The organism is Gordonia sp. KTR9 (assembly GCF_000143885.2).
In the GTDB taxonomy this organism is placed as follows: Bacteria; Actinomycetota; Actinomycetes; order Mycobacteriales; family Mycobacteriaceae; genus Gordonia.
Genome location: NC_018581.1, coordinates 2,967,331 through 2,980,330, shown reverse-complemented (window position 1 = coordinate 2,980,330; position 13,000 = coordinate 2,967,331). Strand labels below are relative to the sequence as shown.

The 13,000-nt window shown below is 67.8% G+C and carries 13 protein-coding genes and 1 pseudogene; 5 read left to right on the top strand and 9 right to left on the bottom strand.

Annotated features, from left to right (window positions below):
* Nucleotides 1–6: 6 nt before the first annotated feature.
* On the bottom strand, nucleotides 7–1,092 hold the full coding sequence (locus tag KTR9_RS14285) for an NAD(P)H-dependent amine dehydrogenase family protein (RefSeq protein ID WP_014926955.1): 1,086 nt from the start codon (nucleotides 1,090–1,092) through the stop codon (nucleotides 7–9).
* 135 nt (nucleotides 1,093–1,227) lie between these two features.
* Here KTR9_RS14285 and KTR9_RS14280 point away from each other — a divergent pair, with 135 nt between their 5' ends.
* Entirely contained in the window at nucleotides 1,228–1,962 is a 735-nt protein-coding gene (locus KTR9_RS14280; protein WP_044506750.1) for a glucose 1-dehydrogenase, read from the top strand.
* Here the strand turns inward: KTR9_RS14280 and KTR9_RS14275 are convergent.
* Nucleotides 1,937–2,923 (bottom strand): arsenic resistance protein, encoded by a 987-nt coding sequence (locus KTR9_RS14275; RefSeq protein WP_014926953.1) that lies wholly within the window; start codon nucleotides 2,921–2,923, stop codon nucleotides 1,937–1,939. The genes KTR9_RS14280 and KTR9_RS14275 overlap by 26 nt on opposite strands.
* Before the next feature lie 51 nt (nucleotides 2,924–2,974).
* Between KTR9_RS14275 and KTR9_RS14270 the strand changes: the two genes are divergently transcribed.
* Nucleotides 2,975–3,685, top strand: coding sequence for a CPBP family intramembrane glutamic endopeptidase (locus KTR9_RS14270; RefSeq protein WP_044507955.1), 711 nt, complete (start codon nucleotides 2,975–2,977; stop codon nucleotides 3,683–3,685).
* A gap of 27 nt (nucleotides 3,686–3,712) precedes the next feature.
* Here KTR9_RS14270 and upp read toward each other — a convergent pair whose 3' ends face one another.
* The 5 genes from upp to KTR9_RS14245 all read right to left on the bottom strand — a co-directional run bounded on the left by upp (nucleotide 3,713) and on the right by KTR9_RS14245 (nucleotide 9,821).
* Complete coding sequence (gene upp, locus KTR9_RS14265; protein ID WP_010842472.1) at nucleotides 3,713–4,342, bottom strand: uracil phosphoribosyltransferase; 630 nt, start codon at nucleotides 4,340–4,342, stop codon at nucleotides 3,713–3,715.
* A gap of 64 nt (nucleotides 4,343–4,406) precedes the next feature.
* Nucleotides 4,407–5,651 (bottom strand): URC4/urg3 family protein, encoded by a 1,245-nt coding sequence (locus tag KTR9_RS14260; RefSeq protein WP_014926951.1) that lies wholly within the window; start codon nucleotides 5,649–5,651, stop codon nucleotides 4,407–4,409.
* A complete protein-coding gene (locus tag KTR9_RS14255; protein ID WP_010842474.1) occupies nucleotides 5,651–6,898 on the bottom strand; it encodes a GTP cyclohydrolase II in 1,248 nt (415 codons plus the stop codon). Before KTR9_RS14255 ends, KTR9_RS14260 begins: the two co-directional genes overlap by 1 nt.
* Before the next feature lie 172 nt (nucleotides 6,899–7,070).
* The gene (gene katG, locus KTR9_RS14250) at nucleotides 7,071–9,314 is read right to left on the bottom strand and encodes a catalase/peroxidase HPI (RefSeq protein ID WP_014926949.1); all 2,244 of its coding nucleotides are present in this window, start codon (nucleotides 9,312–9,314) and stop codon (nucleotides 7,071–7,073) included.
* An 81-nt stretch (nucleotides 9,315–9,395) separates the two neighbouring features.
* Entirely contained in the window at nucleotides 9,396–9,821 is a 426-nt protein-coding gene (locus KTR9_RS14245; RefSeq protein ID WP_044507953.1) for a Fur family transcriptional regulator, read from the bottom strand.
* A 127-nt stretch (nucleotides 9,822–9,948) separates the two neighbouring features.
* Between KTR9_RS14245 and KTR9_RS14240 the strand changes: the two genes are divergently transcribed.
* Nucleotides 9,949–10,842 carry a hypothetical protein gene (locus KTR9_RS14240; RefSeq protein WP_014926947.1) on the top strand — a complete coding sequence of 298 codons (894 nt, stop codon included), beginning with the start codon at nucleotides 9,949–9,951 and terminating at the stop codon, nucleotides 10,840–10,842.
* 39 nt (nucleotides 10,843–10,881) lie between these two features.
* On the opposite strand, the gene KTR9_RS14235 is transcribed toward KTR9_RS14240, so the two are convergent.
* Nucleotides 10,882–11,295: a hypothetical protein gene (locus KTR9_RS14235; RefSeq protein WP_035717273.1), complete on the bottom strand. Its 414-nt coding sequence runs from the start codon at nucleotides 11,293–11,295 to the stop codon at nucleotides 10,882–10,884.
* A 72-nt stretch (nucleotides 11,296–11,367) separates the two neighbouring features.
* Entirely contained in the window at nucleotides 11,368–11,928 is a 561-nt protein-coding gene (locus KTR9_RS14230; protein ID WP_044506742.1) for a DUF4334 domain-containing protein, read from the bottom strand.
* A gap of 139 nt (nucleotides 11,929–12,067) precedes the next feature.
* Here KTR9_RS14230 and KTR9_RS14225 point away from each other — a divergent pair.
* Both KTR9_RS14225 and KTR9_RS14220 read left to right on the top strand, forming a co-directional pair.
* Nucleotides 12,068–12,481: pseudogene (locus tag KTR9_RS14225) on the top strand (PPOX class F420-dependent oxidoreductase); the annotation flags it as partial.
* 65 nt (nucleotides 12,482–12,546) lie between these two features.
* Nucleotides 12,547–12,984, top strand: coding sequence for a VOC family protein (locus KTR9_RS14220; protein ID WP_014926943.1), 438 nt, complete (start codon nucleotides 12,547–12,549; stop codon nucleotides 12,982–12,984).
* Nucleotides 12,985–13,000: the final 16 nt, after the last annotated feature.

Genomic DNA, 13,000 nt, shown 5'->3' with positions numbered 1-13,000 from the left:
GACCTCTTACCTGCCGGTTGAGCCTGTCGAAACCCCAGGACCCGTCACGAGGGGGAGGTCGAGCGTGGTGCGGAGTCCCGCGGGTCCGTCGACGACCGCCGGGATCGCGTTCACGATCCGGCCTGCGGCGGCGACGATGGCGGCGTGATTGTGGTCGCCCTTGCGGCTCGTGGGACAGATGTCGACGGTGTAGGACGGTTCGCCGGTGATCTCGACGCGATAGCACCCGCCCGGCTGGGCGGGTTGGGCCCAGTCCGGCCGGAGGTCGCCCCGAAGCCGCGTCACGTGCTCGATGACGATCACCGGTTCACCGGCCACCTTGCCGATGATCTCGAACCGCACGGCGGCGCGGGTGCCCGCGGCGATGTGCCCGGCCGCGATGTCGAAATCTTCGGGCGCGGGCTCGCTTTCGAAGACCTCGTCGATCTCGTCGATCGTGACGCCGAGACCGGCGGCCAGTTGCCGGATCGTCGTCCCCCACGCCAGACCCAGCACACCCGGGAGGAACAGCATGGGTGTCTCGTCGAGCGGTTTGCCGAAGCCCATGACGTCGAACATCACCGTCGCCCCGTCATAGGTCGCGTAGTCGGCGATCTCCATGCAGCGCACCTGCTCGATCCGCTGGCAGGTTCCCGCGAACACGAACGGGATGAGGTCGTTGGCGAAGCCGGGATCGACGCCCGTGACGAACAGGCTGGCCCCGCTGCCCGCGGTGGTCTCGTCGATCTTGGCGATGGCCTTCGCGGGCATCACGCCCCACGGGTACTGGAGCGTGTTGGGCGAGGAACCGACGACGTCGATGCCCGCGGCCAGTACGCGCACCACGTCGTCGAACGCCTCGACGGGCCGGGTGTCGCCCATCGCGCAGTACACGACGCAGTCCGGCTCGGTCGCTATCGCCTCGTCGAGGTCGCCCACCGCCAGGACTCCGGTGGGCGCCTCCACTCCGGCCAGCGTCGCGGCGTCGATTCCGACCTTCTCCGGTGTTGACACGGACACCGCCGTGAGTTCGAACCGCGGGTCCTCGATCAGCTGGGTGAGGCACAACCGGCCGACGTTGCCGGTTCCGACGAGAGCTACCCGGATGGACATGGCGTGGTACTCCTTGGGCTCGGTAGTCGCCGGTCGGGCGTGGTGTACACCTGTCCGGACGTTTGTCTGTTCAGTAGACCATTTCTTGGTGGAACCTGTTCTATTTTCGATCTCATCGCGGTAGCGTTGCGCCCCATGGGACGCGTAGACGACAAGGTTGCAGTGATCACCGGCGGTTCGCGGGGGATGGGAGCCGAACACGCCCGGGCCCTCGTCGCGGAGGGCGCGAAGGTGGTGATCGGCGACATCCTCGACGATGAGGGCAAGGCGCTGGCCGCCGAACTGGGGGACGCGGCACGCTACGTCCACCTCGACGTCACCTCACCCGAGGACTGGCAGAGCGCCGTGTCGACCGCGGTCGACGAGTTCGGCAAGGTCAACGTCCTGGTGAACAACGCAGGCATCGTGAACGGCTCGACGATCCAGAAGTTCCGGCTCGACAAATGGAAGCAGATCCTGGATGTGAACCTCACGGGTACGTTCCTCGGTATCCAGGCGGTCGCCGATCTGATGATCGATGCGGGCGGCGGGTCGATCATCAACGTCTCGTCGGTGGAGGGTCTGCGTGGCAGTCCCTGGGCGCACGGTTACGTCGCAAGCAAGTGGGGAGTGCGCGGTCTGGCGAAATCGGTTGCGCTCGAACTGGCTCCGCACAACGTGCGGGTGAACTCCATCCACCCGGGTCTCATCCGGACGCCGATGACCGAGGGGATTCCCGACGACATGGTGACCGTGCCGATGGGCCGGGCCGCGGAGTCGCGTGAGGTGTCGACCTTCGTGGTGTTCCTGGCCAGCGACGAGTCGTCGTACGCGACCGGCGCCGAATTCGTGATGGATGGTGGCCTCAGCGCCGACGTGCCACACAAGTGAAGGCCCACACGAGAACGACCATCCCGAGCAGTTCGACCAGCGTCTGGGTGATCACCGTCGCGGCGGCCAGTTCCGCTCCGACCGGCAGGGCCAGCGCGAGCGGTAGGACGACGAGCGAGTTGCGGGTGGCACCGGAGAAGACGACCGCGGTCGAGGGTTCCGTGGCGAGCCGGAACGAGCGCGTCACCCCGAGCCCGATCGCGACCATGATCACCAGGAACGCGGCGAAGACCGGGATGACGCCGGCGATCTCGGCGAAGCGTGAATCGACAAGGAGCACCTGAGAACTCACCGCGACGAAGAGAACGGCCATCATCAGCGGGACCATGGTGGTGGCGGCTCCGGCCGAGGTTCGGCGGCCCGCCTCGGACCGGTCCGCCCACGCCTGGGTGGCCCACGCCAGCGCGAGCGGGCACATGATGAGGATCAAGAACGCCCAGAGGAAGGGCTCCGGCTCGATCACCGACCGCCCGTCGCCGAGCAGTACCAGCAGGTAGAGCGGTGTCATCAGCATCTGGGCGAGGAGCAGCAGTGGCGTGGCCGCGAGCAGACGACGGGCGTCACCGCCGCCGAGTCCGGCGAACACGACGACGTAGTCGACGCACGGGCACAGCAGCACCAACAGAGCACCGAGCCGTATCGCGTCGTCGGCGGGCAGGGTGAGGGACAGCACCGCGATCAGCAGCGGGGCGAGGACGAAGTTCAGGAGCAACACCGCCGCCATGAACCGGCGGTCGCGCCACGAAGCCAGCAGGTCCGACAGGCGGATCTGCAAGAAGGTGACGTAGAGCAGCGCTGCGAGCAGTGGCGTGATCGCCGCCTCGAGCAACTCGGCAGGACCGGGAACCACCACACCGGCGACCAGTCCGGTGAGGATCGCGCCGAGATACAGCACCACCTGATGGCGTTCGAGGCGGTCGACGACGGTCGCGGATCCGGGCACCGCATCATTCTGCGACACCGCGGTCTCGTTCACCGGCACCGCAGGGACGCGGTGGGGCAGACTCGACGGGTGATCACCCCCTCCCGGCGCACCGACGTCGCGCTGTTGATCGTGGTGGTCGCGCTTCTCGTCGCGGTGAACGTGGGCGCGCATCTCACCGAAGGTGCGGTGTCGGTGGCGATCGTCCCCGTGGCCGCCGTCGTGGCCGTGGTCATCGCTCGTCTCGCCGGCCTCGGCTGGCGGGACCTCGGCCTGAGCCGCGCGGAGCTGCGTGCCGGGATCCCGGTTACCGTGGCAGCGGTCCTCGTGGTCGCCGCCGTGGTGTCCACGGCGGTCGCGATCCCGGCCACGCGTGAGTTCTTCCTGTCCGACCGGTACGACGACACCTCCGAGGCCCTTCTCGCGGCATTCGTGATCATTCCGCTGCAGACGGTTCTCCCCGAGGAGGTCTTGTTCCGCGGTGTGCTGCAAGGGGTTCTGGGCCGGCTGTTCGCCCCGTTGACGACGCTGGTCGTCGGCGCGATCGCCTTCGGCCTCTGGCACATCCTGTCCTCGACGGGGCTCACCGCGGGCAACGAAGGACTGAGCGGCATCTTGGGCGCCGGGACGATGGCGCAGATCGTCGGCATCGCCGGAGCCGTGCTCGCGACCGCGGTCGCGGGTTTCGTGCTGGGCTGGCTCCGGCAGCGCACCACGAGCCTGCTCGCGCCCATCGCTCTCCACTGGGCCCTGAACGCGACCGGGGCGATCGGTGCCGCAGTGGCCTGGCAGGTGTCCTAGACGGGCATCACCCGCGGATCGTCGGCCTCACGCGGTTCCGAAGATGCGGTCGCCCGCATCGCCGAGCCCGGGGCGGATGAAGCCGTTGTCGTCGAGTTCCCGATCGACCGCTGCGGTGTAGATCGGCACGTCGGGGTGCGAGCGGTGCAGTACCTCGATGCCCTCCGGGCAGGCGAGCAGGCAGACGAACTTGATGGATTTCGGACCGTATTCCTTGATGCGGTCGATGGCGGCGACGGCCGAATGGCCGGTCGCCAGCAGTGGATCGACGATCACGACGTCACGTTCGGACAGCTCCGACGGCATCTTGAAGTAGTACTCGACGACGACCATGGTCTTCGGGTCACGGTAGAGACCGATGTGGCCGACGCGCGCGCCCGGGACCACCGTCAGCATGCCGTCGGCGATGCCCGCACCGGCACGCAGGACGGCGGCGAACACCAGCTTCTTGCCGTCGATGACTCGCGCGGTGGTGGTCTCAAGTGGCGTGTCGATGGTGATCTCGTGCATCGGGATGTCGCGCAGGACGTCGTACGCCATCAGGATCGAGATCTCGTCGAGGAGGCGGCGGAAGTCGTTGGTCGACGTTTCCTTGCGACGCATCAGCGTCAGCTTGTGTTGCACCAGCGGATGGTCGATGACGGCGACGCTGCCCATGAATACCTCTCGGTCGAGTGTGTGAAGCGATGTGTGGATCGGGTCGTGGTCTGGACGCCGGTGCTCAGAACACGGTGCCGGTGCTGCGTATCGACAAGGGCGGCAGACCATCTCGAATCCGGTTCGCCAGAACTCGACCGGCCGCCCATGTCCCGCCCTCGAGCACGCAGGCCAGCGGCATGGTGGTCGTATCCGCGCCGAGCCGCTTGCGCACGAGGTCGGCGATCTCGTCGATCAGGGCGACGGTGAGCGCACGCCATTCGACGACGAGTTCGTCGCCGACCTCCCACTCGCGATCCGCCCAGCCCTCGTCGCGGAGCTCGAGTACCCCGGAGTCGATCAGAAGTCCGCCGTTGCGATACTCGGGGAGACCGGTGAGCTCGTCGAGTCCGGTCACCCGGACACCGGCCCACCGGAACGGCTCCAGCAGTGAGTAGGTCAGCCACTGCGACAGTTTGTGGAACGGCACCCAGCCTGCTGTCAGACCCGGACCGACGACGGCGTCGTGATGCCAGCAGTCACCCAGTGGATTGGTGTCGATCGCGTTGTCCGACGGCCAGATCGGGCCCAGGTATTCGAGGATGGCACTCAGGATGTCCACCGCGGACACCTCCGAGCGCCCACCGCGGGTGAGGTGGTCGAACAGGCCGCCGGGCCGCGCGTCCGGACCGAAGATCTCGGGCCGGCGGGACAGGGTCTCACCCAGTCGGCGCAGCAGATCGACTCGTCCGGGGAGGCCGGTGAGCGGATTGTCGGGACCTGTCTGGAAGGCGGCGCCGAGAGTGTCGGCACTGATCCGGCTCAGACCGCCGGCGTCGACTCGCAGGGGATCGGTCGGGTCACTCGAGAACAGCCCGTCACAGAAGGCCACCCAGCTCGCGACGCCGAGTCCCTCCGAACGCGTGAGGACGAGATCGCTCGACTGCTCGCGGTAGGACCACTCGGGACCGGCCCCGGCGTCGAGCAGGACACTGACGAGCACGACGTCGACGAGGGCGCGGGTCCGCTCGGCCGAGCCGGCCGCGGGCAAGGCGGCATCGATCGCGCCGAGGCGGTCGACGCCGCCGGCCTCGAAGTGTCGCCACCGGCTGTGAAAAGGAATGTCCCCGTCGGGATATCGTGACAGCGTCGTCTCCGCGACGAGGTCGGCCGTCGCGTCCAGTGCCTCGTCGCGAACCACGAACCACGATGACTCGCCGGACCGTGCTCGTTCCAGGAGCTGCCGCGATCGGCTCCGGATGGTGGCGGTGGACCGAAGCATCCGACCGGCCTGGGAAGCCGACAACTCCACGTCCGGCGCACCGGCCATCAGAGCGCCCGACCCTTGACCTGTCGCAACTGTTCGGCGTCCGGGACAGGTCCGGGGGTGAAGTAGCCGGCAGCCATTTTCGCGTCGATCTCGACCCGGGCGTCGGCGGGGATCAGTTCGTCGGGGATGTTCACGCGTTCGCCGACCTCGATGCCCGAGCCGGTGATGGCGTCGTACTTCATGTTCGACATCGACACCAGGTGGTGGATCCTGGTGATGCCGAACCAGTGCAGGACGTCGGGCATGAGCTCCTGGAACCGCATGTCCTGAACGCCCGCAACGCATTCGGTGCGTGCGAAGTATTGATCGGCGGTGTCGCCGCCGAGTTGACGTTTGCGGGCGTTGTAGACGAGGAACTTGGTGACCTCGCCGAGCGCGCGTCCCTCCTTGCGGGAGTAGGCGACCAGGCCGACGCCGCCGCGCTGGGTCCCGCGGATGCACTCCTCGATCGCGTGCGTCAGATAGGGACGGCACGTGCAGATGTCGGAGCCGAAGACGTCGGAACCGTTGCACTCGTCGTGGACGCGTGCGGTGAGTTCCACCGACGAATCGGCGAGGTCGCGGGGGTCGCCGAAGATGTAGACCGTCTGGCCGCCGATGGGTGGCAGGAACACCTCCAGGTCCGAGCGGGTCACGAGTTCGGGGTACATGCCGCCGGTCTCCTCGAACAACACCCGACGCAGCTCGGCTTCGGAGCATCCGAAGCGATCGGCGACGCCGGGCAGATGCCACACCGGCTCCACGGCCGCCTTCGTGACCAGCGCGGCGCCACTGGGCAGCAGGACCTCGCCGTCGGGGATGAGACGACCTTTCTCGATCGCCTCGGCGATCTCTGGGAGGATGACGTGCGCCTTGGTCACCGCGATGGTGGGCCGGATGTCGTAACCGCGCCCGATCTCGTCGGGGAAACTCTCGGCGACCGTGGCACCCCAGGGATCCATCGAGACGATGGCGCGCGGGTCACCCCACTGCGGATACGGTCCGATGTGGTCGGTGGGCGAGGTGTTGGTGAGGTCGGCCCGGTGCTCGCGCGCCAGGGCGCCGGCGGCGACGGCCAGGGCGCGGTACACGCTGTAGGAGCCGCTGTGGGTGCCGATGACATTGCGATGCCCACGCGTGCCCGTGGTCCCGATGACGGGACCGCGCTCGGCCGCGGTGGCGGCCCCCCAGTGGATGGACGGCGCGTCGATCCCGCCGCTGTGGGAGGTCAGTCGGATGTGGCCCAGGGACCTGTGTTCGCCGGACATCGTCATCGTCCTCACTTCTGTCGAGACGGTCACCCGCCACTTCAGGGAAAGCGCCAGCATAGTTGCGGATGCCCGTGCGTGCCGGGTGATGCCGAACGCCGTGGCGGCGGCACCCGCCGAGGGTGCCGCCGCCACGTTCTGACCGTCGTGGTGACGAGGTGCGCCGCCTCGATCAGAGGTCGAACCGGTCCAGGTTCATCACCTTGTCCCAGGCCGCGACGAAGTCGTTCACGAACTTCTCGGCGGCGTCGTCGGTCGCGTAGACCTCGGCGAGAGCGCGCAGCTGGGAGTTCGACGTGAACGCCAGATCGGCGCGGGTACCGGTCCAGACCTGCTCACCGGTGGCGCGATCCCGACCGATGTAGACGTTCTCCTCATCCGAGGCCGACCAGGCCGTCGACATGTCGAGCAGGTTGACGAAGAAATCGTTCGTGAGGATGCCGGGACGATCGGTCAGAACACCCGCAGATGAGCCGCCGAAGTTGTTGCCCAGCACTCGGAGTCCGCCCACCAGCACCGTCATCTCGGGTGCGCTGAGGGTCAACAGCGCTGCCTTGTCGACGAGGGTGAACTCGGCCGGGAGATCACTGCCCTCGGCCATGTGGTTGCGGAACCCGTCGGCTCTGGGCTCGAGGTACGCGAAGGACTCGACGTCGGTCTCCTCCTGGGAGGCGTCGGTGCGACCCGGGGTGAACGGCACGGTGATGTCCACGCCCGCGTCCCGCGCGGCCTTCTCGACGGCCGCCGCACCGCCGAGCACCACCAGGTCGGCGAACGAGATCGTCGCGCCGGCCTCACCGATGAACGAGTCCCGGATCCCTTCGAGGGTGTCGATCACGGCCGCCAGCTCGGTGGGCTCGTTCACCTCCCACTCCGACTGCGGTTGCAACCGGATGCGGCCGCCGTTGGCGCCGCCGCGCTTGTCGCTGCCGCGGAAACTCGACGCCGCCGCCCAGGCGGTCTTGACGAGTTGCGCGACAGTCAATCCCGAGTCGAGCAGCATCCCCTTCAGGATCGCCACGTCGGCTTCGGACACGACCGGTCCCTCATGCACCGGGACATTGTCCTGCCAGAGGTAGGTCTCCGTCGGGACCAGCGGCCCGCGATAACGGACGGCGGGCCCCATGTCGCGGTGCAGGAGCTTGAACCAGGCCTTGGCGAACTCATCGGCCAGTTCCTCGGGGTGGTCCAGCCAGCGCCGGGTGATCTGCTCGAAACCGGGGTCGTACCGCATCGCGAGGTCCGTGGTCAGCATCGACGGATGAGTCCTGTCGTCGCCGAACGCCTTCGGGACGGTGCCTGCTCCGGCTCCGTCTTTCGGGCGCCACTGGTTGGCCCCGGCCGGACTCTTGTAGAGCTCCCACTCATAGCCGTAGAGCGTCTCGAGAAATGCGTTGTCCCAGGTGGTCGGAGTGGGATTCCAGATCACCTCGAGTCCGCTGGTGATCGCATCCGCACCCTTGCCGGAGCCGTGTGAGCTGGCCCAGCCGAGGCCGGCGTCCTCGACGGCGGCGGCCTCCGGTTCGGGACCCACCAGCCCGGCGTCACCGGCACCGTGGGTCTTGCCGAAGGTGTGGCCGCCGACGATCAGTGCGGCGGTCTCGACGTCGTTCATCGCCATACGCGCAAACGTCTCGCGGATGTCCACCGCGGATGCGAGGATGTCCGGATTGCCGTTCGGCCCTTCCGGATTCACATAGATCAAGCCCATCTGCACTGCGGCAAGGGGTTTCTCGAGTTCGCGGTTGCCCGAGTACCGGTGATCGGCGAGCCACTCGAGTTCGGGTCCCCAGTACACCTCGTCGGGCTCCCACTCGTCGACGCGACCGAATGCGAAGCCCGCGGTGGCGAATCCCATCGACTCCAGCGCGACATTTCCGGCGAAGACCAGCAGGTCGGCCCAGGACAGGGCCTTGCCGTACTTCTTCTTGATCGGCCACAGCAGGCGGCGCGCCTTGTCCAGGTTGGCGTTGTCCGGCCAGCTGTTGAGCGGGGCGAATCGTTGCATTCCGGCGCCGGCGCCACCGCGTCCGTCCTCCACGCGGTAGGTGCCCGCGGCGTGCCAGGACATGCGGACGAACAGACCGCCGTAGTGTCCGAAGTCGGCGGGCCACCAGTCCTGGGAATCGGTCATGAGCGCTGTCAGATCCGCGCGCAGAGCCTCGACGTCGAGGGTCTCGAGGGCCGAGTCGTAGTCGAAGTCGGCGTCCATCGGATTCGCGACCTCCGGATTGTGCTGGAGGACTTTCAGATTCAATTGATTCGGCCACCAGTCGCGGTTGGCGCCGCCCTGGGTCGGCGGCTTGAGCCTACCGTGTGCGACCGGGCATCCGCCGGTCGCGGGCTCGGTGTTCGCCTCGGCGATCGGGGGGTGTTCCCGCGCGTCGGAGACGGACGTGGGGTCGTGCTGGGCCATCTGGGTTTCCTTTCGGGCACGGAGAGAACTGCGATCGCCGGGTCGGCGATCGCAGAGTGGGTGCGATGTCGGTCGTCGGGGTTATCGGTCGGGGATGCAGTCGGGGCAGTAGCCCCAGTAGATGACCTCGGCTTCGTCGATGACGAAACCTCGCTCGTCGGACGGGGTCAGGCACGGGGCTTCGCCGATTGCGCAGTCGACGTCACCGATGGACCCGCATGTACGGCATATCACGTGGTGGTGGTTGTCCCCGACCCGTGACTCATATCGAGACACGTGGCCCGACGGTTGGATACGTCGGATCAGGCCGGCCGAAGTCAACACGCCCAGAACGTCATACACCGTCTGTTGCGAGACCTCGGGCAGTCGTGCGCGAGTCGAACGCAGCACCTCGTCGGTGTCGGCGTGGGGGTAGGCCCGGACGGCCTGCATCACCGCGATGCGCGGACGAGTGACCCGCAGTCCGGCCGCCCGCAGGTGCTGGGTGCAGTCGTCGTCGGTGAGCATGACGCCCATCGTGCCCGCTTTTCTGGAACCATTCAAGTTTATGTGGGGAAGTGAGGTGCCGATCACCCCCGAAGTCGTAGGATCGGCTCATGCCGACAGCGACGCCGACTCGTTCGCGGGTGAGCTGATGACCCGTTACGACGAGATCGTCGACGAGCTCTACGGTCTCGCGCCCGGCGCGTTCGTGACCCGCCGGAATGAACTGGCTCGTGAGGTGAAGGCGGATGGCGACCGCGAACTCGCCGGTCGGATCGAAAAGCTGCGGCGACCCACGCAATCGGCCTGGGCGATCAACCAGTGGGTGCGCGCGTACCCCGACGACAGTGCGCTCATCGCCGAGTTGGCGTCGGAATTGACTGCGGCGCAGCGCCGCTCGGCGGTCGACAAGATGCGGGCACTGTCCCGGCGCCGCCAGGAGCTGATCAGCTCGTCGGTGACTGCGGTCGCGAGGGCAGCGGCTGACCGTCAGGTGAGGCTGGCGGACGGTGCCGTTCGAGAGGTCACGCAGACACTGCGCGCCGCGGTGGCCGACCAGGAGGTACTCGAGCAGGTGTTGCGGGGCAATCTCACCGCGTCTGCCGAGTACAGCGGCTTCGGACCCGCCGGCGTGTTCGTGGTGCCGGAGCCGTCACCGGAACGGGGCGAGGACGAGCCGGAGGTCGACGATGCGGGAGGTACGGCCGACGACCTAGATGAGCCGACCCCGTCGGACGACTCCGACAGCGAACGCGAACGCCGTGAGCTCGAGGCCCGGCTGGCCGACGCGGAGGCGGGGGAGCGGGCTGCGCGATCCGACCTCGACGATGCCTCGAAGACGGTCGACGGTGTGTCGTCGGAAGTGGACGAGATCGTCGGCCGGGCTCAGGAACTACGGGCTGAGCTGGCGCGCTGCGAGGAGTCGCTGCGTTTTGCGCGCCAGCGACTGTCGACCGCCGAGCATGGCAGGGCCGAGGCCCGGATCGCGCTCCGCGAGGCGGTCGCGGCGACCAACGAGATCCGCGCGGCGCTGGCCGAACTCTGAGGGGACCACGCACCACCGCGGATGGTCGGCGCCTGAGGGTCAGCGCGTCAAGTGGAAGCGCAGCAACTCGGAGGTGCCGTTGAGCGCACGACCCCAGTAGCCGCCGCGGCCGTCGGCGCGGAGCTCGTCACGCACGAATCCGACGGGGGTTCCCGAGTAGTCCACGACGATGACGGGCGCGCCGTCCTGCACCGAGCGGCCCGGGTACACCGCACCGGGGAACGCCCATCCGATGGCTGTGTCGTTGACGACTCGCGAGCCCGTGAAGTTCTTGCCGAACCACACCGTGTCGGCGATGGGGGCACTCGTGACATCGCCGCGGTAGTACCCGGTCGGCATGGGCGGGGCGGCCAGCGCGGTACCGGGCGCGACGAGCGTGATCACCCCCGCGATCAGAACCGCGGCGGCCGGCGCGGCACAGTGTCGGAGATGGGATGTGAGTGCGGTGTCCACCTGTCGATTGAACGCCCGTGCAATCCCGTTGACCTGGGATCGGCCATGCCGATACGGAACCGGTAGCGAGGGTCAGTGGCCGACGAGGCGCAGAGAGTCGTCGCGCCGGAGCACGAAGAAGTACGGCTTCGGCGAACCCTTGAGATCCATGGCGCCCAGGACGGCGTCGTCGGAGATCCGGCGGAAGACGTCGTTGATCGGCAGCTGGTCGTAGACCATCGTGGCCGAGTCCGTGCCGCGGTACCGGGTGGTGCGCAGACGGGCACGCGCTCGTCGGGTGCCACTGAGGAGACGGGTCGCCGCGATCGGCGTCGCGAACGACAGCGATCTGACCCCGGGTGCCTTCTCGGCGATCCCGAGTCCGCCGAACGCGATCGCCGGGTTCATCGCCCACAGAGCCGAACCGTCGCGGGTCGGGAAGAGGAGCGGATGCACGGTCTCGGCGTCGACGAACTGTTTGCCCCACCAGCCGCTTGCGGCCAGGAATCCGTCCAGGGGGTGCCCGGTGGGCACTTCGGCGCCACGCCAGGTGCCGATCATGAAGTCGGGTTCGACCGCGGCGGAAGAGTCGAACAGGTCGAGTGCCTCGGTGGTCGTCGTCGGCGTGGTGGTCAGGAGCTCGCGCACATGCATGCCGTCGATCGTACGTGCAAAGACACAGGATCTGAAGAATGTCGCAACAGCGCACCGCCGCGCCGCCCGGAGGTGTTCGGCGTTCCGGAATAGCCGGCATGTTCGCCGGGTTGCCGCAGGCATGACCGACTCTGCGTAAGACCCTCGTGACCTTCTCGCCGAAGGCGGGCTCGGTGTCCTGGCCACGATCAAGGCATCGGGACTTCCTCAGCTGTCGCCGGTGACGCCCTTCTACGACCGCGACGCCGAGATCATCTATGTCTCGATGACCGAGGGGCGGGCCAAGACGGCGAACCTCCGGCGCGATCCACGCGCAGCCCTCGAGATCACCGGCCCCGATCGCTACACCTGGGCGACGGCGGAGGGCACCGTGACACTGATAGGTCCGGGTACCGAACCGGACGGGCCCGAGGTCGAGGCCCTCGTGGACTACTACCGCCGAGCTGCCGGCGAGCACCCGGACTGGGATGAGTACCGCAGGGTGATGGTCGCCGACCGTCGTGTCCTGATGGTCATGGCGGTGGACCGGGTGTACGGCGAACGTCTTCGCTGAGATGTCGGGCGCCGCGTTGTCGAATGAGGACGCGCGCTGTCCTCATGGTGGCGCACAGTGGAGGCATGGCGACTGAATTTCAGGTGACGTTCGATTGTGGTGATCCGGCATCGCTGTCGGAATTCTGGGCCGAGGTGCTCGGCTATCGGCTCCAGGACCCACCACCCGGTTTCGACAGCTGGGATGCCGCGCTCGATGCGTTCGGTGTCCCGCCGGAACGCCGGAACGACGCGTCGGGGGTGATCGATCCGGACGGACGCGGGCCCCGGCTGTTCTTCCAGCGCGTCCCCGAGGGCAAGGCGGCCAAGAACCGGGTCCACCTCGACGTCCGTGCCGCACCCGGTCTGCGCGGGGACGAGCGGATGAACGCTCTCGAGGCTGAGGCGGACCGTCTCGTCGGACTCGGCGCGACCCGGGTCGAACGGCACGATCCGGCCCCACCGCTCGGCGAGGGGCACATCGTCCTGCAGGACCCCGAGGGCAACGAGTTCTGCCTGGACTAGGGATTTCGTAGCGACA

Coding starts and splice junctions, on each gene's coding strand:
- KTR9_RS14285 (WP_014926955.1), bottom strand. CDS start 1,092: ATGTCCATCCGGGTAGCTCTCGTCGGAACCGGCAACGTCGGCCGGTTG.
- KTR9_RS14280 (WP_044506750.1), top strand. CDS start 1,228: ATGGGACGCGTAGACGACAAGGTTGCAGTGATCACCGGCGGTTCGCGG.
- upp (WP_010842472.1), bottom strand. CDS start 4,342: ATGGGCAGCGTCGCCGTCATCGACCATCCGCTGGTGCAACACAAGCTG.
- KTR9_RS14260 (WP_014926951.1), bottom strand. CDS start 5,651: ATGGCCGGTGCGCCGGACGTGGAGTTGTCGGCTTCCCAGGCCGGTCGG.
- KTR9_RS14255 (WP_010842474.1), bottom strand. CDS start 6,898: ATGTCCGGCGAACACAGGTCCCTGGGCCACATCCGACTGACCTCCCAC.
- katG (WP_014926949.1), bottom strand. CDS start 9,314: ATGGCCCAGCACGACCCCACGTCCGTCTCCGACGCGCGGGAACACCCC.
- KTR9_RS14245 (WP_044507953.1), bottom strand. CDS start 9,821: ATGCTCACCGACGACGACTGCACCCAGCACCTGCGGGCGGCCGGACTG.
- KTR9_RS14240 (WP_014926947.1), top strand. CDS start 9,949: ATGACCCGTTACGACGAGATCGTCGACGAGCTCTACGGTCTCGCGCCC.
- KTR9_RS14230 (WP_044506742.1), bottom strand. CDS start 11,928: ATGCATGTGCGCGAGCTCCTGACCACCACGCCGACGACGACCACCGAG.
- KTR9_RS14220 (WP_014926943.1), top strand. CDS start 12,547: ATGGCGACTGAATTTCAGGTGACGTTCGATTGTGGTGATCCGGCATCG.